This window comes from Coprobacter fastidiosus (assembly GCF_030296935.1).
Lineage (GTDB): Bacteria > Bacteroidota > Bacteroidia > Bacteroidales > Coprobacteraceae > Coprobacter > Coprobacter fastidiosus.
The window spans coordinates 3,423,763-3,444,538 of the sequence record NZ_AP028032.1 but is presented as its reverse complement, the minus strand read 5'-3'; the positions used below and the strand labels follow the sequence as shown (position 1 = coordinate 3,444,538).

The window sequence follows — 20,776 nt, the reverse complement described above, 5'->3', positions numbered from 1 at the left end:
AAGAATATAATATACTGTCTTGCAGCTAGTTATCGACACCTTATTTCTCCCCTATTAAAGACTGCAATTTCAACATATTATCAAACTGTAAATCAACATATTAATAAGAAATACAAACTCAAAACAAACGACAAAGAAAAATAATATTCCAATAGAATTCCTTTGCTGCTAAATACTTTCAAGTTCTTATTTCAAAATTATTACAAAAACCAATTATTTATATTGATTCTAAATAATAAGATTTATTTTTTCCTTCCGAATAATGAAAAATGAACATACCTTTTAGGGTTCAATCTTAAGTCTATCAACAAAGAATCTGCACTTCCTACCGTATTCAACAAACCGTCATATAACTGTTTGTCATTAAGAAGCAATCCTAATGTATTATCGTTATTATTCAACTTATTCGTAATGCTCTGCAAACCTAATAATGTAGAATCGACCGAAACTACTGTTTTCTTCAAATCCAATTCGTTCAACTGGGATGAAAATTCATTTACATTTTCTGTTATACCGGTAACATTTGCTAAAATAGGAGGCATATCCTTATCCATAATATGAGAAAGTTTTTTAGAAGAAACCTCCAGATCAGCAGTAATACGATTCAAGTGATCTATTGATTCGGATAAAGCCGGATTGGTCACAATTGTCTGTATTCCTGTAAGAATTGTATCTATTTTAGGAAGCATGGCCGTTAATTGCGGGAGTACATTATTTTGAATACTGCCCAACATATCGGGAGCATTCTCTCCGATCAACACATCACCTGCCGAATGATAAGTACTTACGTACTTATTCAACCGCAAATCGATTGTTGCCGTACCCAAGAAATCAACCATTAACACGGCTTTGCTTCCCGAAGGGACTTTCAACTGATTATCCAAACTCACTTCAACGGTTACAGTTCCCGGTTTATCATAATTATAATTAATCTCTCGCACTAAACCGACTTTAAAACCATCGATCACAACAGGGGTGGAAACGGTTAATCCTGTCACATTTTTATACTCTATGTAATAATAATTGGTAGGCTTCATCAAGTTAATGCCTTTCAAATACTCTATACCTACCACCAAAATAACAGCACTTATCAACACGGCAAGCGCAATTTTGACCTCTTTTGTAAAAAGCTTTTTCATATTTTAATCTCTAAACACTGCACCTCGACATAATCCATCGAACAAGTTCATTGTTTCTGCTTCTCGATCTGCAGTTTATTTTAATATCTCCGTTCGTCTTTTATTTCACTTTTACACCATCCTTAAAAGAAACAATAAAAGCGTCTTTAAATAATTTCCGAGCTCTTGGTAATTCTTGTAACAATTTTTTCCGATCGGTTGTTTCCCCATAAGTATATTTATATAATCCGTTTTCCCGATAATATGACACAGGAGAAAGACCTTTAAAGCAGGAATTCTTTTCTCCGTACTTTTTAGGTGAAACCATGATCTGTATTTTATATACAATTCCGCTACCGGAAGATACCGAACTCTTTTCCGAATCTGTTTTTGTCGCGACAATTGTTCGATTCTCATTCCGAAGCGACGAATCCGTCTTTTCTTTTGCTCTATTTCTGCTTATGACAGCACCTTGTTTTCGATCACAATCCGATTTATAGTCACAAAAGGCATTATAAATAGATTTTGCCATCTGCAACTGTCCCTTTTCCGATGCAAGATAAGCCTCTTCATTCCTATTGGATATATACCCTACCTCTATAAGGACACTCGGCATACCTGTATTACGCAATACAAGAAATCCTGCTTGACGCACCCCCCGATCAACTCTTTTCGCCGAATTCTTAAACTGCCTTTGTATAGAAGAAGCAAGATTAATGCTTTGTTCAAGATGTTTATCCTGCAAAAACTCAAACATAATATAAGATTCGGTAGAGTTCGGATCAAAGCCTTCATAACGTTTAGAGAAATCATCTTCCAGAAGAATTACCGAATTTTCCCGTTTAGCTACCCTCAAATTTTCTTCTGTTCTCGCCAAACCTAAAGTATAGGTTTCTGTCCCGTAAGCGGAACGATTTGTGGCAGAATTGGTGTGTATAGAAATAAAAAGATCGGCCTTAACACGATTTGCAATATTCGCTCGTTGCTGTAATTCTACGAAAATATCACGATCACGAGTATATACAACCTTTACATCTGGATGATTTTCCCGAATAAGTGCACCTAATTTCAAAGCAATACCCAAATTTATATTTTTTTCCCGGATTATTCGTCCTATTGCTCCCGGATCTTTTCCTCCGTGTCCGGCATCAATCACAACAACGAATTTCTTTCCCGAAGCCTGAGTATATGCAGAAAAAGGGAATAGAAAAAGAACAATAAAAATATATAAACAAAACCGACATATAGATTTCATCATCGTAATCTGCTGAATAAAACAGACAACCGTCAAAAAAATTCGAGCTATCTGTATATATCACTTAACTTGCAGTTACAAAGATAAAAATAAAAGGATATAAAAGAGGTTAAAGGTTTATGATTTTTTATCTCAAGTATCAATTTACAATATAAAAGACCTCTATATCTGAATAAAAATTCTATTTTTGCTTTTCGAAAAAGAGAGAAACAAAATGATAAAAAAAAGAGTATCAGAATTTCTTATTATTTGTATTATCGGATGTATATGGGGATGTAAAAACAGGGAAAACGATTCTGTTTCAGAAACAAAATCCATCACACTGGAACGATTCGACCAAGACCTGCAAAAATTCATATCGGGAAACATGAGCGACACTGCCCGTTTTATAAAAGAATATTCTGATTTTCTTCCCATTTATTGTTATGGAATATTGAATTTGATACAGAACAATCCACAAGATTCCTTATATAGCAAAACCGGTCTAAACAAATTCTTTTCTAACTCTGCAATAAAAAAGTTGTATAAAGATACCGAGTCTGAATTCAAAACGACCGATGATATAGAATCCGGATTATCGGATGCTTTTTCCCGATATTCCCTCCTATTTCCCCAGGCCTATCTTCCCAGAGTGTTAACACACGTGTCCGGATTGAATCAATCGATTATTACTACCGATTCTATAATATCCATCTCTTTAGACCATTATCTTGGAGCATCATATCCAGGTTACCAAAACATATATAATCCTTATCAACTTCCGACAAAAGAACGAAGCCGCATTCCCGTCGAGGTCATGCAAGTGCTATTATATACTCAGTACCCGCAAGAAAATGAAAATAAAACTCTTCTTGACGAGATGGTCTATGAAGGTTTCATATTATATACGCTACAACAACTATTTCCACAAAAAGATATAGGAGAAATACTTGGTTATTCAGACAACAATATTTCGTGGTGCAAAAAAAACGAACATGCAATATGGGATAAAATAATACGTCAAAGGCATCTTTTCTCGACAGACTTATTATTAAAGAATAAATATCTCGGACCTGCTCCATTTACATCACCGATTTCGCCCAATTCTCCGGGCAGAATAGGTCGTTGGATAGGTTGGCGCATAGTATCTGAATATATGGAAAGATGCAACTGCTCTCTTCACGAATTATTGGAATATCCGATCGACGGGGAACAAATACTAAAGGTATCGAAATATAAAGGAAAAGGATAATAAAAACAATATGAATACAACCAACTCTCAAAAACAGCTCTACGGATTATTAGGATATCCGTTAATACACTCTTTCTCAAAAACATTTTTCAATGAAAAATTCATTGCAGAAAACATACCTGCCGAATACATTAATTTTGAAATAGACAAAATAGAACTTATCAAAAAAGTAATTGTCGAAAATCCGGAATTAATGGGACTGAACGTAACTCTTCCCTATAAAGAAGCCGTTATTCCATATATGAACGAAATGGATGAAACCGCCCGTATGATCGGAGCTGTAAATGTCATCAAATTTATACGTGAAAAAGGAAAACTTAAACTCAAAGGGTTCAACTCAGATATTATAGGTTTTACCGATTCTATACGGCCTTTATTAAACTCTGAACATAAAAAAGGTTTGATATTAGGGACTGGAGGAGCTTCTAAAGCAGTATGGTACGGATTATTATCTTTAGGGATTACCCCCCAGTTAGTTTCCCGTACAGCAAAAAAAGATGTTCTTACATACGAAGATCTCACTCCCGAAATTATGTCTGAATATACGGTCATCATCAATACTACCCCTCTGGGAATGTATCCACATACAGCGACCTGTCCTCCTATTCCTTATGAACAATTAACAAATAAGCATCTTGTCTATGATTTGATTTACAATCCCGATCAAACTTTGTTTATGGAAAAAGCATCTAAACAAGGTGCTGTTACTAAAAATGGACTCGAAATGTTACTGCTGCAAGCTTTTGCATCATGGGACATTTGGCATCGATAAACAAAAATTAAATATTCTGCAACTATTCGTCCGGTCGATTGTTATATCAACAAAACCTATTAAGAATCGACCGAACGAATGATAACGTTATTATCTCCTACACGAACGATGAATATGTCTCCGGTTTCCGGAACATATCCTCCAGCAACAACTCCACAATTCTTGTCAGAGGCCGAACGTATCATATCCGGTGTAAAAAAACTTTCTGCAAAAGAATTGGAAGGACAAATGAACTTAAGTCAAAAAATAGCAGAAAACGATTTTCATTATTTCCAACAATTCGATTTACCTACAACAATACAAAAACAAGCTGTATTAGCATATAGCGGTACTATTTATCAAAAACTCGACGCATCGACATTTAAAGAAAAAGATTTTTTATATGCCCAACAACATCTACGCATTATATCGACTTTATACGGAATCCTCCGCCCTCTCGACGCAATCAAAGCATACAGATTAATGTTCTCATTAAAAGTTCCCGATTTAGGGACAAAGGATCTATACCAATTTTGGCAACCTATAATAACAAAGGCATTAATCGACGATATAGTAGCAGATGACGGTATTCTGATAAATCTGGCATCAGAAGAAATATTTAAATCGATAGATATTTCAAAAGTTCCAAATCACTTGAAAATCATTCATATCAAATTCAAGGAACACAGAAACGACTCTTATAAAAGCATACAAATATATTCAAAACAATACCGGGGAAACATTGCCCGGTATATAGTAAAAAGTCGGATTAACCGTCCCGAAGACATACAACAATTCAATCAAGATGGTTATAAATTCAATAAACAACTATCAACTCTTGATAAATATATTTTTACCCGTTAAATAACAATTATATTATGAATAAAAAAAACGTATGGAAAATTATCGGTGTGTTTATCGCTATCATTCTTATGCTTTACTGGCTGTTTGCCGGCACAAAAATAGAAGAAGAGAGTGACGGGATATACACGCCGGAAGCAATAGAACAAGCTGTGCCTTAAATACCATACTCACACTGCGTAATAAAACGAGGTTTTAAAGCAAAAAAAAGTGAAAATTTAAAACATTTCCGAACCGATACTTGTTATTGGTTTAGATTTTACATATCTTTAAATACAGTTTTCACTAAAACCCAACATGTTATGAAAGCGCTCATTATTGCACAGAATGCCGGACGGATATGGTGCTTGCTCGAAGGTACTTACACCATTACGGTCGATCGTATGAAACGGACATTGGGGCTTGATGATGCTGCTTTTTTTGCGGCAATCGGATGGCTGGCACGGGAAAAAAAGATTTATTGTAGTGAAGACAACGGTGAGTGGTACATCAGTAATAAACAACCTTTAGGATTCTTTAGTTTTGGATAAAGCTTTTTACCACGTAACATTCTATCAGAGGAGTATTAACGAATAATACTCCTCTGTATTTTTATAACCAGGAAAACTAATTTTATCAGAAAATATGCTATAAAACATATTTATTATCTATATTTGCCCCCGAAATATGACTCTTCCGGAGGGATAAACGGATACAGAAAGTGTTTCGGAAAGAAGAAATGAATTGATTTAAAACGACTTCTTCTTAAAATTTTAAAGATTTATCGATATAACTAATTAATTTAATAATTATCCCAATTATTAAAAAGCCTGAGTTAAGGTTGAATTACACTACAATACTATATAACAGGGAAATTAGAAATTCCGGTCAATTAAAAAAACGTAGATTTTAATCCTTACTCAGACATAAACATAATTAACAAAAAACAATGATAAAGAAGATATTGGTAGCCAATCGCGGCGAGATCGCTGTCCGAGTGATGCGGTCGTGCAAGGAGATGGAGATACGGACCATCGCCGTATTCTCCGAGGCCGACAGGGCGGCCAGGCATGTGATGTATGCCGATGAGGCGTATTGTATCGGCCCGGCTGAGGCCAGGGAGAGTTATTTGAATATCGACAGAATTATTCAGGTGGCTCTCGAGCACGGGGCGGATGCGATTCATCCCGGATATGGCTTCTTGTCTGAGAATCCGGATTTTGCCAGAAGGTGCAGGAGGGCTGGCATCGTTTTCATCGGTCCTGAGCCCGAGACTATGGAGGTTATGGGGGATAAGATTTCTGCGCGTAGGAGAATGAGGGAGGCGGGTGTGCCGGTTGTACCCGGTACTACTGAGAACCTGAATTCTTCTGAGGAGGCCATAGACGTCTGCAATCGTATCGGATATCCGGTGATGTTGAAGGCTTCGGCCGGTGGCGGTGGAAAGGGTATGAGGCTGGCAAGAAGGCCCGAAGAGGTCGAGGAGGCGTTTCTGGCGGCTAAGTCCGAGGCTTTGGCTTCTTTTGGGGATGATACCGTATATATCGAAAAATTCGTAGTGCATCCGCATCATATCGAGTTCCAGATTCTGGGGGACAGGCACGGGAATGTGATTCATCTTTGTGAGAGGGAGTGTTCGGTGCAGAGGAGGAATCAGAAGATCGTGGAGGAGACGCCTTCGCCGTTTATTTCCGAGGCTTTGAGACGGGACATGGGTGAGAAGGCTGTGGCAGCGGCTAAGGCCGTGAATTATGTCGGGGCTGGAACGATAGAGTTTCTTGTGGACGGGGACGGGAATTATTTCTTTCTCGAGATGAATACTCGCCTGCAGGTCGAGCATCCGATTACAGAGGAGGTCCTGGGGATCGATCTGGTAAAGGAGCAGATTCATATTGCTAATGGAAGGCCTTTGAGATTGAGGCAGGGGGATATTATCCAGAGGGGGCATGCGATTGAGTGCCGAATTTGTGCCGAGGATACGCTGGCGGATTTCTTGCCTGCGCCCGGGATTGTCAGACAGATTACTGAGCCGAACGGTATCGGGGTAAGGGTGGACAGTTATGTGTATGAGGGATATGAGATTCCTGTGTTTTATGATCCGATGATCGGTAAGTTGATCGTGTGGGCTACTTGCAGGGAGTATGCGATCGAGAGGATGAGAAGGGTTTTGTTCGAGTATAAGATTACCGGGGTGAAGACGAATATCGCTTATTTGAGGAGGATCATGGATACGCCGGATTTTGTGACAGGGGGGTATGATACGGGATTCGTCGAGAAGAATGCGGTGTTTCTTCGTGAGGGGTATGATGCCCGGGACGAGGTTTGTGTGGAGGTGGCGATGATTGCTGCTTATATTGATTATTTGATGGGGTTTGAGGAGAATGTGACGGGGAGAACCGATAACAGGCCGATCAGCAGATGGAGGGCGTTCGGTATTCATAAGGGGGTTTTGAGAATTTAATTTTATTGGGATATGGAGATTCGTGTTGGTAACAGGATAGCGGAGGTCGAGTTGATCAGTAAGGTGGGGAATTGTGTGAGGATGTCTATTGATGGCAAGGTCTTGGACCTGGATGTGATGATGGCTGAGAATGGGGTGTGTTCGATTTTGATGGACGGGGTTTCTTATAATGCCGAGTTGATCAGGGCTGAGGGGGGAAAGTCTTATACCGTCAATACGGCGTTTGCTTCTTTGCCGGTGGAGATTCTGGATGCGAAGGCCAAGTTGTTGTCTGCCCGAAGAAAGGAGGGGGAGAGACAGGCTGACAGGATTGTCGCTCTCATGCCGGGAAAGGTCGTGAGGGTGATGGCGGCCGAGGGGGACAGGCTGGCGGCCGGGGATACCGTATTGGTAGTCGAGGCCATGAAGATGCAGAGTAATTTTAAGGTGAGTGAGGATTGTGTGGTCAGGGAGGTTCTCGTCAAGGAGGGGGATCTGGTGAATACTGATCAGGTGTTGGTGTGGCTTAATTTAAATGGTTTGGAGGCTTATGGAGAATAAGGATAGTTTATATGCCGTGTTTGACGAGAGAAACAGGGCGGCGGAGATGGCCGGAGGGGCTGACCGAATCGGTAAGCAGCATGCGGCCGGTAAGTTGACGGCGAGGGAGAGGATCGAATTGTTGTTGGATCCGGCTTCTTTTAATGAGCTGGACAAGTTCGTGGTGCACAGGTGTAAGGATTATGGAATGGACGGGGCGAGGATTCCCGGGGACGGGGTCGTGTCGGGGTATGGCAGGATCGAGGGCAGGCTCGTGTTTGTGTATGCTTATGATTTTACGGTGTTCGGGGGTACGTTGAGTGCGGAGAATGCTCGGAAGATCATGAAGGTGCAGGATCTGGCTTTGAAGAACGGTGCTCCGGTGATCGCTTTGAATGATTCGGGCGGCGCGCGTATTCAGGAGGGGGTGGAGAGCTTGTCCGGGTATGCGGGTATTTTTTTCCGCAATACCATGGCTTCGGGGGTGATTCCGCAGATTTCGGCTATTCTCGGACCTTGTGCCGGGGGGGCGTGTTATTCGCCGGCTTTGACCGATTTTATTTTTATGGTCAGGGGGTACAGTCATATGTTCGTTACCGGGCCGGATGTGGTTAAGGCGGTGACGCATGAACTGGTCGGTAAGGAGGAGCTGGGGGGAGCGGTGACGCATGCTTCGGTCAGCGGTGTGGCCCATTTCTTGGGGGATTCCGAGAAGGAGGTGATATTGGAGATCCGGGAGTTGTTGAGTTTCTTGCCGGCTAATAATATGGAGGATGCTCCGTGTGTCCCTTGCAGGGATGATATTCGTCGTGAGGTGACGGGATTGAGAGAGGTGATTCCGGATGATCCGAATATTCCTTATGATATGAAGGAGGTCATTGTGCCGGTGGTCGATGATGGATATTTTTTTGAGGTCATGCCGGATTTTGCCAAGAATATTGTGATCGGATTTGCAAGGTTGGGGGGACGGACTGTCGGGATCGTGGCGAACCAGCCTGCTTTCCTTGCGGGGGTGTTGGATATCGATGCTTCGGATAAGGCGGCTAGGTTTATCCGCTTTTGTGATTGTTTTAATATTCCGTTGGTGACGTTTGAGGATGTGCCGGGATTTTTGCCGGGGACGGTACAGGAGCATAACGGGATTATCAGGCACGGGGCGAAGGTGGTATATGCTTTTGCCGAGGCGACTGTTCCAAAGGTCACTTTGATTACCAGAAAGGCGTATGGCGGGGCGTATATCGTTATGGCCAGCAAACTGACCGGGGCGGATATCAATCTGGCTTTCCCGAATGCTGAGATTGCTGTCATGGGGGCTGAGGGCGCCGTGAATATCTTGTTCAGGAATGCGGATAATGAAAAGAGAGCGGAACTGACCGAGGAATACAGGGAGAGGTTCGCTAATCCTTTCAGGGCCGCGGAGCTCGGATATATCGACGAGGTGATTCTTCCTGAGCAGACCAGGGCCAAGCTAATTGCCGCTCTGGAAATGGCTCAGAACAAGAATGTTTCTAATCCTCCTAAAAAGCATGGAAATATGCCGTTGTAATTATTGAATTATTGAAAATTTAATTTATAAAAAGCCATTATCAATTCTCAAAATAGAGTTTGATATGGCTTTTTTCAATGCTATCAGAATCTGTGTAGATTCACAAATAAGTTTCGACAAAAGCAGAAGAAGCACATACTTTTATCGAAACTTATTATTTTGTAATGCAATCGTTTTTGAAGCTAACCTATTATTACATTACGCACTTTACTTACTGGAGAGCTATGTTTTGTCTAACTTATAATCAGAAATTTATGCAATAGAAACCGATTTAGGTGCTGGAGCTGGATTTTCAGTCTTAGTAGAATCTTTCTTTACAGGTTCATCCATTAAAGCAAATTTCTTTGCAGGCTCGGTCTTGGTTGTATCTTTTTTCACCGGTTCATCCATCAAAGCGAAATTCTTTGCAGGCTCGGTCTTGGTCGTATCTTTTTTCACCGGTTCATCCATCAAAGCGAAATTCTTTGCAGGTTCGGTCTTGGCCGTATCTTTTTTCACCGGCTCGTCCATCAAAGCAAAATTCTTTGCAGGTTCGGTCTTGGTCGTATCTTTTTTCACCGGTTCATCCATCAAAGCGAAATTCTTTGCAGGCTCGGTCTTGGTCGTATCTTTTTTCACCGGTTCATCCATCAAAGCGAAATTCTTTGCAGGCTCGGTCTTGGTCGTATCTTTTTTCACCGGTTCATCCATCAAAGCGAAATTCTTTGCAGGCTCGGTCTTGGTCGTATCTTTTTTCACCGGTTCATCCATCAAAGCGAAATTCTTTGCAGGTTCGGTCTTGGCCGTATCTTTTTTCACCGGTTCGTCCATCAAAGCAAAATTCTTTGCAGGTTCGGTCTTGGTCGTATCTTTTTTCACCGGTTCGTCCATCAAAGCAAAATTCTTTGCAGGTTCGGTCTTGGTCGTATCTTTTTTTACCGGTTCTTGAGCACAAATTGTTGTTGTAATACCTAAAAACAGAATTGTAGCAACACTAAAAATCATCTTTTTCATAATCATCAATTTTTTAGTTTATTATATTGGTATTTTATTCATAAACACACCAACATAATATTCCAAAAATATGCCAAGAAAATGATATATAACAATTACACAATGATTATCAAATGATTACAAAACAACGCAATTAATATACATCCTACCAAATGTGGAATATTCCACACATAACATGTAGATTTTTTCCTCAATTGTGTAGGGTAATGTACCGTTCTGCCTCTGAAATCGTATTTACAATATAAGTTTCTACAAGTTGGCATTTTTGATCAATCTCGAAATTGAATTCTCCTTTAATTTTCTCCAACTCAATCAATATATCGGTACACTCTCGATGTTCCAACAATGTAAATAGCGGTATCAATTTATGTGACACAGCAGATATCGTACTCATATCTTTATCTTGACGAGCACTCTTGAAACGTTCCAGATTTTGTCTTGTCTCAGAGACAAACGATGCCAATATCTCATTCGCCGCATCTTTATCATCTCCTGCAAATGCCAATAACGCAGAAAAACGAAGTTCCTCCTCTGGATTATGAACGGTTTCTTCCGTATATAAATCAGAAATATAATCCGGATAATATCGGACTACAAGATCATATAACTCCTTTCCCGTAAAAGGCTTGTTTAAATGTGACGTAAAACCCGCTGATAGAAATTCATTATCAGACATATTAGACCGGGCAGTCAATGCTACAACAGGAATGGATCGAACTTCCGGCAAATCAGAAGCACGAATTAAACGAACTAATTCAAAGCCGGATAATTCAGGCATCTGAATATCTGTGAATACAAAATCGAACTTTTGGTCTGACAATAAGCCAAGCACTTCTTTCGGATGTTCACAACAAACACAAGAAAAATTATAACGTTTCATCAATGACGCCGTAAGCTCAAGCTGCAAACGATCATCATCTACCAACAAACAACGAACATTCTTTCCCATATCAAGCACAGCACTTTCTTCTGCAGTTTCTTCCGGTATTACCATATCCGTTTTCTTAAACGGAATAATTACCGTAAAACATGTTCCTTGCTCGAGTGTACTATCGACCGAAATTTTTCCGCCAAGAAGCAAGACCAGTTTTTTTGTTATAGATAATCCCAAACCAAAACCTTCAGCACCCTGCGCTCCGGGAAGTCTCGTAAACTCCTTAAAAATGCGTTCACGGTCATCTTCCGCAATTCCCATACCGGTATCTTCTACCTGAATTTTCAACCGACTACCTAATAGCTTGACTCGCAATGCAACTGAGCCTTTTTCTGTAAATTTTATAGCGTTCGACAATAAATTATTTACAACTTGCCGAATACGGAAAGGATCTCCCAGATAAGCGCCCTGCAAATCTTTATCGATTTCGGTTATCAGTTCTAAATTCTTTTTACCTGCTACAGGTATAAAACTATCTCCTATCTCACAAAAAAAACGATACGGCTCAAACGGCACATCATGTATCTCCATTTTATCAGAATCCAGTCTATGATAATCCAGTAAATCGGTTACCAATTGAAGAAGATGATCTGATGAACTCTTCATATTCTCCAAATAATATTTTGCCCGGGATTCACGAATATGTCCGGATAAAAGATCGATATAACCGATAATCGAACTTAATGGAGCTTTAATGTCATGTGTAATAGTCAACATCAACTGTTCTCTGCTTTTCAATAATTCTTCTGCCCGACGATTCGATTCTTCAAGTTCTCTCCGATAACGGTTACTCCGGGAAATATCTTTCCAAATAAAAATGATGAAAAGAACTATCAAAATCAAAGAGAACACGGCAATACCTCCCACCACCTGTACAGAATGCCTCATCACCTGGTCTCTGTCCTGATAACGTGCCAAAGATCTGTCTAACTCTTCTTGTTCGAAAGCTCTTACCAAATTATTGATTTTGACCAACAAAATTTGGTTATTATAACGTAGAGCCTCACTCCTGCGAGTAACCCGATTCTGCAATTCTTTTTGCTGATCGAAAACGGCATACTGTATATCGGAAAATATATTGGCAATCGTATCTGCTGCATTATAAGGTTGAACAACCGTATCGGTAATCAATTGCTGAGATTGACTATACACCGTATTTTCATCTTCTTTCCGTGTAGAAAAAGCATCTGCCAAACGCTTAAAGAAACTTTTTCTCGGATTTCTGACCGTGAGGGTATCTTGTTTTACTACAATTTTTTTCCTGATTTGTACCGACTTAACTACCGAATCCCTACGGGTTATTTCTCTCTGAATGTTTTGTTCATACAAATTACCGACATCTGCATTCCGGCGTAATCTCAACCATGCCAACGAATTAGATTCTTTCTCGGTTAAAAGCACGATAATACTATCCATCCGCTGCTTTTGTAACGTATCGGTAACCAACTGTTTCAAAGAGTCTAAATTTCGGTACATTTTATCAAAAGTTTGACGATAATGCCTGCTATTGCGGACATGTCCGCTACTCAATGCTTGCAAGTCACCCTCCGACTCATATAATAATGCCAATGTCTCACTAATTAGAGAACGCTTACTTCGCATAGCTCCTTCTTCCTCATCGGGAAGAGAAAGGCGGGAAAATTTATCGAATAAAAAGAACACAGAAAAAAAGGCTATTACTATCAGCAACAAATACCCAATCAAAATCTTTACTCTTATTTCTTTGAACAGCCTAAACATCTTCTACCTCCTTACTTTTCTTAAGAGCCTGTCTAATAATTTTCCTGAATATCTAAAAAAAACGGATGTAAATCATTTGTCAACGTATCGGATAATGGTATATAATCGAGAAAAGCCGTCCAAGCTTGGCCGACTACTCTTTATTATATCCTCTACATAATTATTGCGACCAATGCACATCTTATTTTTCTAATCAAAACAAAGATATAGAATAAAATAAAAGATAGATTATTCTTCTATAATTTTTCAGTATACACAGCCGCCTATCCTCAACAAAAAAGAACGGTTGCCATCCCGACAACCGTTCTTCCTTAATCTTAAATCTAAAATACCATGAAAAACTATTCTTGACGTAAAGATTACTATTCTATATAAAAATATACACACATCATTTTTCAAATGACTTACAACAAACTATATTTTCATTTAAAAGACCTTTCGCTCATAATAATATTTGTCGAACCAGTCAAAACAAATCCTCCGATAGGTTCATATATAATGCCACCCCATTCATTAGATACGACACACAATGAATGATACTTTTTCCCTTTATAACTCCATTCCAATTCTAAATATTCAAAGCCGATCTGGACCAAATTCAACAATTGCTTTCTCATCTGTGCCATCAAATCTTCTCGTCCTATAGCCTTATTCAATTCCTGCATCTTACGAATTGTAATTATTTCAAATTGCGGAAACGACTTTTGTCGAATCTCACGAGACTTATTTGTGATTATCGTATCTGCTTCGATTATTTGAGGTAAGTTCAAAACAATGGGAGCATCTGCCGAAAGCAAAGAATCCAAAATTCTTTTCCTTTCAACTTCTGATTTTATCATTCCTTTATATGTATAACTTAATAAACGAAGCTGAGCAACATCTCCTTTAGCATCTTTGTCATAATTATTTTTAGCATATTCTAATTGCTTTTGCCACGTATCAGGAATATACAGCGAATCTTGCAAAATATTTGCACTTACATGAATATACCCAACAGGCATCAAAGCCATGCACAAGAAACTCAATAATCGTTTTTTCATGTTTTTTTATTTTCAAACTCTCGTTCAATAATAACCGATTATAAATTCAAAAACACGTTTTATTTATGTTGTACAAAAGAATATATTTTACACATCAAAACATAGCAATATTTAATCAAATAATAGCAAATTCATTGCAATCAAAAATTAAAATCACAAAATCTTTCATTTTTATAAACACTCTTATAAAAACCTAGCATCAAAATTTTTCAATGTATATTTATTCCCCAAAAATTGAACCAGTATGAATATTTCCAACAAGCCACTATATACATAAATAATGAAAACATAACAATTACATATTTAACTCTTTTATTTTTGGAAAATTTGAAGAAAATATAACCTAATAAAATAGCGAAACAGTGCCCTAATAAATCGGGTAAAGTTACTAATGAATCATTCCACCTCCATAAATGGAACGGAAGCCTTATTAACAAAACTCCGGCTAATAGCGTTAAAACAATATGAATAACCGACAATTTTCCTATAAACTTACCCAACATCCAGACTGTTATACAGAAATAAGCAATATCCCCTATTAACAATGATAATTGAGACGATAAAAGAAGAGTATCTAATGACGTAGCTTTACGCACCGGTATCAATAACAGCGTACATAATAAAGAAATGCAATATATAACCAAAGTATTTTTCATAAACCTATATTTAAGCATAATAAAAACAAGGATCTCATTACTATTCTTGTATTACACTATTTTTTAAAAAGCCTATATATCTTCGCCATATTATTCGGAGAAGAGTACTCAAGTCCCTTTTCATTAAGAGTAACACCCTCACCCGTCCAACACTCATAACTTCTAGAAACATCTATATTTTCGGGATCGATATTCATATACGAAAAATTGATAGTTCCGGTTTTATCTCCCGATTCGTAATTAAAATGAGCAATATAATAGGAATCTTCGGTCTCGAGATAAAATAAATCGACTGAATTATTACGCCCCGACAATTTATGTCCATAAGCCGGACGGAAAGATTTTCCCAAACGTATGACATCATTTACTTTCTCAACAGTAGAAAATTTTATGGCTTTTTCCTGACTGATTTTTGAACCGACGGCAATTCCTTTTGTTGACAAATTATCTCCAAGAATGCAATATCCGGTTACTGCTCCGGTTGTCATTCTCGATATATTTTCCGCTTCACTACGATCTCCCATTACCAAATGATCCGGGTCATTAAAGCAATAAACACGACTAAGCCACCAGCCGAAAGAGAAACTGTTCATCATATAACTCGTATGCCACATTTCCCCCCAAGCATCGCAACTGATACGACGGGCATGGGCATAATTGGCAGGAAAAAGCGGAGATATCGATTCGATGATAAAAATATCGTCTCCGGCACGTTCCCTCAAATGCTTCATACCATAGTTATAAGCCTGAATGCCCGTAGTAACTTTCGGATTACGATAACTATCTGCCTCGATAGATCCGTTACTCAAAAAATCCAATTTCAAACATTTGATTCCGGCATCCTTAAATTTATCTATAAAAAAGTTGATGCGGGAAAGCGTAGCCGGGGCTGTCGGATCCATACACGCTGCACCGGCTTCCCACTTAATCTTACCGAAAACTTTCAATAATGCTTGTCCATACACATAACCGTTATTTCCTTCTACGGCACGATCTTCTACTCCCGCATAATCGCAGAACGGAGACCAATAAGCTCCGGCCATCTGCCCGTTTGCTTCACAGTGCTTTACAAACTGTTTCAATTCATCCCAATCGAGTTTATCCCAAGATGCATCTAAATTGATAAAAATAACACCATCATCACCAAATCCGCCTTTATTCTGAATATTCTCCTTTATAAAATCCGATACCGACACAACACCATCATAACTGATCTCAGTACCCATGCCGCCCCAACTACTCCAGCCGTAAGGTGCAGGTTTATCCCAGCTTCTTTTCGGAGCGATAGCACAACATACATCACCAAAAGTCTCCAATCCGGTACGCCAGTCACCGGAATAATGCACAATCATACGGGCAGATTTTACCTGCTGTCCCTTTACAGCACCATGAGGTTTTAATACACCATCTATCATATCGCGCGTTATATGATGCGTAACACCGCTAAAACATTCAAGATTGGTGATCTTACCTTGTGCCAGCGGGCTTCCGGTTATCCTGACAGCAGATTTCCATGTATCATGATCAACAGAGCCGATAACCAACCCCAACTGTGTTTCACCATTAAATATTGCCGAGACTTCCATCGAAACAGAGTCTCGGGCAACACGCCCGATAGCCAAAGACTCCGGATCTGTCTGACTACAGCTCAAAGGATAAGAAGCATACGTTATAAACCCGTCATTATCAAAAGGAACTGTTATAAATCGATTATTAACGTCGGCAGGTAAAAACAGATTATCGGCTTCGGTACTGATAGGCGCAATATAATTGCTCGATATAATCGAATTGTCCGGAGACTGCAATATTACATCGGTAAGAAAGTAATCTTGTCCGTCATATAAATAAAAATTTTGATAGACTATGGGGTTATCCGAATTTTCACTGCCGGTATATTCAATAGTAAATTTCCGGGCCTTACCCACTTCATCAACAATATCCTCTTGTTTTATTTTTACAGAATTATACGAAGAAGCATCCAAAAGTACATCCCCATTTTTAAACTTTATTTTGACATCTTTAAGCACTGTCACACCTTCTTTTACGAATTCCCCTTGTTTTGTCTCATCATTAAATTTAATACTCCACTTTCCAAAACTCATCTCAGAAATGGTCGCATTTGCAATAAAAGGTATAATACACAAAAAGAATAAAACTGTCAGCTTTTTCATGATATATCATATTTTAATTGACTCTCATAGATTATTATTCAGATTCTTTATCCAATGAATCCAAAACGGTCAACATCCTGCGCATGCCTTCTGCGACAAACACATCTTTTACTACCAGATTACGATCTACAATTACACTGAACGGAGCTATTTGTATTTCTTTAAAGAGCGGGTATTTTTCCTCATAGCTGCAATCCGAGATAAGATGAATATTTTCCCATTTAAAATTATGTTTTTGCATAAAAGAACGGACTGTGTCCCGACTATTACTTGTAATGGCAAAAATGTCGGTCTCGGGATATTCTTCTCTGAGAGCATCCAATATTTTGAGCTCTTTAATACAGGGAGGACAATAGATATTCCAAAAAACAATTAACGAGATATTCTTATTTTTCCCGACCGCCAGTTTATTCCCGGCTAAATCCTTAATCTCCAAATCGGGCAGTTTTTCACCGATACATTCCCGATAATTTTTAGAAAATTTTCTCGTCAACAGAAAAACTGTAGTATCCTCTACATTTCTTGAGCTCATAAAATATTTTAATGTTGCCAACGAATCATTAAACATCTCCGTAGATATTCTTACACTGTCAGCATCAAAAAAGGCTATATGTTTTTTCAGCTGAACGATCAGGCCTTTACCATCTTCACTCTGCGTTACTGATTCTTGAGCAAACACTCCAAATGGGATCAAAAATAAAAATAGAATAAACAAATTTTTCATGATATCTGCAATTTAATTTTCAGCATAATAGACATAATCTTAATCCTTGATAAAAGGATTTATCAAAATTAGAAATAGATACTTTTTTTTGTAGTAAAAAATCTGTCAATTAATATAACAATTAGACCAATTTACTTCAATATCGATAATCTGTTATATAAAAAGACTGTTCAGAAAATAGTTATCAGTTATTTTCTGAACAGTCTTTTACCAACTCAATATCTACGTGATATTTAGAGCCTGCCGTAAATTTCCCAACAAAAAAATATTATCAGGTCATTTTTTTGTTGAAAAATTCAGGCTCTTAAAATCAGCAGAAGCCTTCTATTAACAAATACTTTTTCTGCTATTGTTCACTAACGTTTTTTACCCAATATTATATCACTACTTATAGAAAGATTTTTTCCCTTGGTCCGCACCACAAGCATATATGATTTTATTGTATGCGTATCTTTCTCGGAACTACCGTACATAATATCCGGTGCTTCTGCCCAAAAAACTTCAATAGGAGTTTTATAGGTATTCCTAATTTCAAATTTAGTTGTTCCGGCTTTAAAAGTCACGATGCCATTCTTATAAATTTTAGACTTTACGCTTTTTATAAATTCATAAGCCGGAGATTTACCTTCGAAACGAGCATCTATAAAGCCGTCTCCGAGTTCCGGCTTATCAGATAAAGCCAGAACATAATCATAAGTGTGCTCTTCTTCAGACTGCGCCTCAAACCGATCTATAAATTTATTGCGATCAAGTTCTACCGTACGAGTCAGTTTTACCCCGGTATAACCATTATTATCCAATACAGCGGAAGCAACTCCCCCGTTTTTATCGGGATCGAACGATAATAAACGACCGGCAGTCTTAGCTCCCCTGATCTGCATATCTTGCCCGTCCACCAATACGAGGTTATGAGACAATCCTCGCTTTTGCCATCCTAAATATGCAGGTTGTGCATAACTATAAGTACCGCAATCTGTAAGAATTTCTCTCTCTCCATTGTGCAACGTAACCGAAAGTCGGTCGGGATGACTGTGCCCTCCATCACTAAAACCATAACGGAAGACCAACGTATTATCTCCTGAACGCAAAATTGCGATTCCCGTATCATCAAACAGATAACTATCTTGTTTCAACGGCGTCTTATCCGGTTTAATATCGACATTCGTCAGTAAAGCCAATGCCGAATTCCGATCTTTGGTCGCATAGACTTTTGCTAAGATTTGCAAGATAAAAGGATCTTTGAAGCGGGAATATCCCATCTCATATAAAAAATCCTGATTTGAAATATCGGACATATATCCCCCGTCATTATGAGCAGGAAAAGTCATGTTCGGATACATTGCTTTAACAACACCCGTAAGCATACTTTTCAGTTTCTCATTATAAAGATCTATACCGCAAGCCCTTGCTGCATTTGCCGTCTGCAAAAGAGCCTTAAGCGGGAAATAGTGATACCCGGGCGAAGCTTCTTTATACCAGCCGTCATCATAAACCATCTTTTTGAACTCTTCGATATAGCCGACACTGCCGTTAACCGCATAATCCATCATCTCGTCATTTTTTAAGGTTACAGCCAACGATGTTCGCATAGCATTATTCCAAGCCTGCCAATTGTGCTGTCCACGACGGGCCGTAATCATATCGGCAGCTTCCTGAAACAGATTTTTCTCAATTTTTTCTCTCTCTTGCTGTGTCAGACCATCCCTTATGATTTCATAAATCGGACAAACATCGGAAAACCACATGGCATCTTCTAACCATTGTTCAAACATTCTGCCCAAATAATAAGATTTAGCAACTTGCTCTTTTGTATAAACCGGATATTGCGGATATTTATCGGCATATTCCAAGAAGATTTCCTTTAGGTAATCAAAATATTTTTTGTCTTTTGTAGCTAAATATAAATAACCGCAATCGACAATAAAATATTGCATATTATGCTGATAGATATTGCGCCAGCAAGCATCGAAAAAGTCACTTTTATAAGATTTTCCGCAATCGGGACAATAGTGGTCATGAGGCTTGTCAAGCTCGAATTTAAACAGCTTTTTATGTACAGGACAAATATAGTTCTGACTACGTCCAGTCGATTTATCGGGAATGTCAAAACCGTAACGGACACGTTCATCGACTCTTTCTTTCAACATACCGACAATTTTAGTACCCCATTCGGTTTTAGCAGAGGCTTCTACATTCCTCAAATCTTCATCCGTAAAAAAACGATAAGTTTTTTCGCAAGAGCGGTTATTTACTCCTTCTGTTAAAGTATTCGCTTCATTATTTGCTCTGAGTTGCGAAGCACTTATAAAAGCAATAAAAACAAGCGATACCGTCAGTAACATCTTTCTCATGTTATTTCGATTTACTTTTAGTTAAACATTAAATTCTTACTGATTGTCAATACGCATAATACGACATTTTTGCAACAAGCCTTTTTGTTTTACAAAGAGATAAAAGAAGCATTAATTTTTTCAAGTTATTCGTATTAGCAAATAATTAAAAAAATATTAAATGCAAATTAAGAGCATATCCTCCCCTATCTTACATTAAAATAATCTTGTTTATTCAACAAATTGAGAATTTACTCTTACAAAGTAAAAAAACGGTATCCTACAAAATCGATTTAAGCAAACATGCCAATTTGCCTGTCTCGGGAGCAAAAGACAATTTCCGGATATTTTTGTTCAAAAGGGAACAGACTGAAAGAAAACGCAAAGAGAACCGAATAATTTTTCGCTATCGGGAAATTCAAACAGAGTATAAAACTAATTTTTTGATTTTAGCAAACTGAAAAGTA

The 20,776-nt window shown here is 38.4% G+C and carries 17 protein-coding genes; 8 read left to right on the top strand and 9 right to left on the bottom strand.

Going from position 1 to position 20,776, the window contains the following annotated elements; genetic code table 11:
- Nucleotides 1-242: 242 nt before the first annotated feature.
- Together QUE35_RS13645 and QUE35_RS13640 are read right to left on the bottom strand one after the other, a co-directional pair.
- Nucleotides 243-1,139, bottom strand: coding sequence for an MlaD family protein (locus QUE35_RS13645; protein WP_022602502.1), 897 nt, complete (start codon nucleotides 1,137-1,139; stop codon nucleotides 243-245).
- 100 nt (nucleotides 1,140-1,239) lie between these two features.
- Nucleotides 1,240-2,373, bottom strand: coding sequence for an N-acetylmuramoyl-L-alanine amidase family protein (locus tag QUE35_RS13640; protein ID WP_174371911.1), 1,134 nt, complete (start codon nucleotides 2,371-2,373; stop codon nucleotides 1,240-1,242).
- A 214-nt stretch (nucleotides 2,374-2,587) separates the two neighbouring features.
- On the opposite strand from QUE35_RS13640, the gene gldB reads away from it, so the two are divergent.
- The 8 genes from gldB (at nucleotide 2,588) to QUE35_RS13600 (ending at nucleotide 9,721) form a co-directional block, all read left to right on the top strand.
- Nucleotides 2,588-3,604, top strand: a complete 1,017-nt coding sequence (gene gldB / locus QUE35_RS13635; RefSeq protein ID WP_009317292.1) for a gliding motility lipoprotein GldB — start codon at nucleotides 2,588-2,590, stop codon at nucleotides 3,602-3,604.
- A 10-nt stretch (nucleotides 3,605-3,614) separates the two neighbouring features.
- Nucleotides 3,615-4,376, top strand: coding sequence for a shikimate dehydrogenase family protein (locus tag QUE35_RS13630; RefSeq protein WP_009317293.1), 762 nt, complete (start codon nucleotides 3,615-3,617; stop codon nucleotides 4,374-4,376).
- Nucleotides 4,377-4,454: 78 nt separating this feature from the next.
- A complete protein-coding gene (locus QUE35_RS13625) occupies nucleotides 4,455-5,219 on the top strand; it encodes a YaaA family protein (protein ID WP_009317294.1) in 765 nt (254 codons plus the stop codon).
- 14 nt (nucleotides 5,220-5,233) lie between these two features.
- Nucleotides 5,234-5,377 (top strand): hypothetical protein, encoded by a 144-nt coding sequence (locus tag QUE35_RS13620; RefSeq protein ID WP_009317295.1) that lies wholly within the window; start codon nucleotides 5,234-5,236, stop codon nucleotides 5,375-5,377.
- Nucleotides 5,378-5,518: 141 nt separating this feature from the next.
- Complete coding sequence (locus QUE35_RS13615; RefSeq protein ID WP_009317296.1) at nucleotides 5,519-5,746, top strand: winged helix-turn-helix domain-containing protein; 228 nt, start codon at nucleotides 5,519-5,521, stop codon at nucleotides 5,744-5,746.
- Nucleotides 5,747-6,144: 398 nt separating this feature from the next.
- Nucleotides 6,145-7,656, top strand: a complete 1,512-nt coding sequence (accC, locus tag QUE35_RS13610; protein ID WP_022601566.1) for an acetyl-CoA carboxylase biotin carboxylase subunit — start codon at nucleotides 6,145-6,147, stop codon at nucleotides 7,654-7,656.
- 12 nt (nucleotides 7,657-7,668) lie between these two features.
- The gene (locus QUE35_RS13605; RefSeq protein WP_022601568.1) at nucleotides 7,669-8,196 is read left to right on the top strand and encodes an acyl-CoA carboxylase biotin carboxyl carrier protein subunit; all 528 of its coding nucleotides are present in this window, start codon (nucleotides 7,669-7,671) and stop codon (nucleotides 8,194-8,196) included.
- A 46-nt stretch (nucleotides 8,197-8,242) separates the two neighbouring features.
- Nucleotides 8,243-9,721 (top strand): acyl-CoA carboxylase subunit beta, encoded by a 1,479-nt coding sequence (locus QUE35_RS13600; RefSeq protein ID WP_432416280.1) that lies wholly within the window; start codon nucleotides 8,243-8,245, stop codon nucleotides 9,719-9,721.
- Between the two features lie 252 nt (nucleotides 9,722-9,973).
- Here QUE35_RS13600 and QUE35_RS13595 read toward each other — a convergent pair whose 3' ends face one another.
- The 7 genes from QUE35_RS13595 to QUE35_RS13565 all read right to left on the bottom strand — a co-directional run bounded on the left by QUE35_RS13595 (nucleotide 9,974) and on the right by QUE35_RS13565 (nucleotide 20,330).
- On the bottom strand, nucleotides 9,974-10,714 hold the full coding sequence (locus QUE35_RS13595; protein ID WP_286261174.1) for a hypothetical protein: 741 nt from the start codon (nucleotides 10,712-10,714) through the stop codon (nucleotides 9,974-9,976).
- A 190-nt stretch (nucleotides 10,715-10,904) separates the two neighbouring features.
- Entirely contained in the window at nucleotides 10,905-13,352 is a 2,448-nt protein-coding gene (locus QUE35_RS13590) for a hybrid sensor histidine kinase/response regulator (protein WP_169721110.1), read from the bottom strand.
- 458 nt (nucleotides 13,353-13,810) lie between these two features.
- On the bottom strand, nucleotides 13,811-14,428 hold the full coding sequence (locus QUE35_RS13585) for a hypothetical protein (protein ID WP_022599868.1): 618 nt from the start codon (nucleotides 14,426-14,428) through the stop codon (nucleotides 13,811-13,813).
- A gap of 209 nt (nucleotides 14,429-14,637) precedes the next feature.
- Complete coding sequence (locus QUE35_RS13580; RefSeq protein ID WP_022599866.1) at nucleotides 14,638-15,084, bottom strand: hypothetical protein; 447 nt, start codon at nucleotides 15,082-15,084, stop codon at nucleotides 14,638-14,640.
- A 56-nt stretch (nucleotides 15,085-15,140) separates the two neighbouring features.
- Complete coding sequence (locus QUE35_RS13575) at nucleotides 15,141-17,255, bottom strand: alpha-amylase family protein (protein ID WP_022599864.1); 2,115 nt, start codon at nucleotides 17,253-17,255, stop codon at nucleotides 15,141-15,143.
- A 34-nt stretch (nucleotides 17,256-17,289) separates the two neighbouring features.
- Nucleotides 17,290-17,979 carry a TlpA family protein disulfide reductase gene (locus QUE35_RS13570; RefSeq protein WP_022599862.1) on the bottom strand — a complete coding sequence of 230 codons (690 nt, stop codon included), beginning with the start codon at nucleotides 17,977-17,979 and terminating at the stop codon, nucleotides 17,290-17,292.
- Nucleotides 17,980-18,335: 356 nt separating this feature from the next.
- A complete protein-coding gene (locus QUE35_RS13565) occupies nucleotides 18,336-20,330 on the bottom strand; it encodes an alginate lyase family protein (protein ID WP_081705575.1) in 1,995 nt (664 codons plus the stop codon).
- Nucleotides 20,331-20,776: the final 446 nt, after the last annotated feature.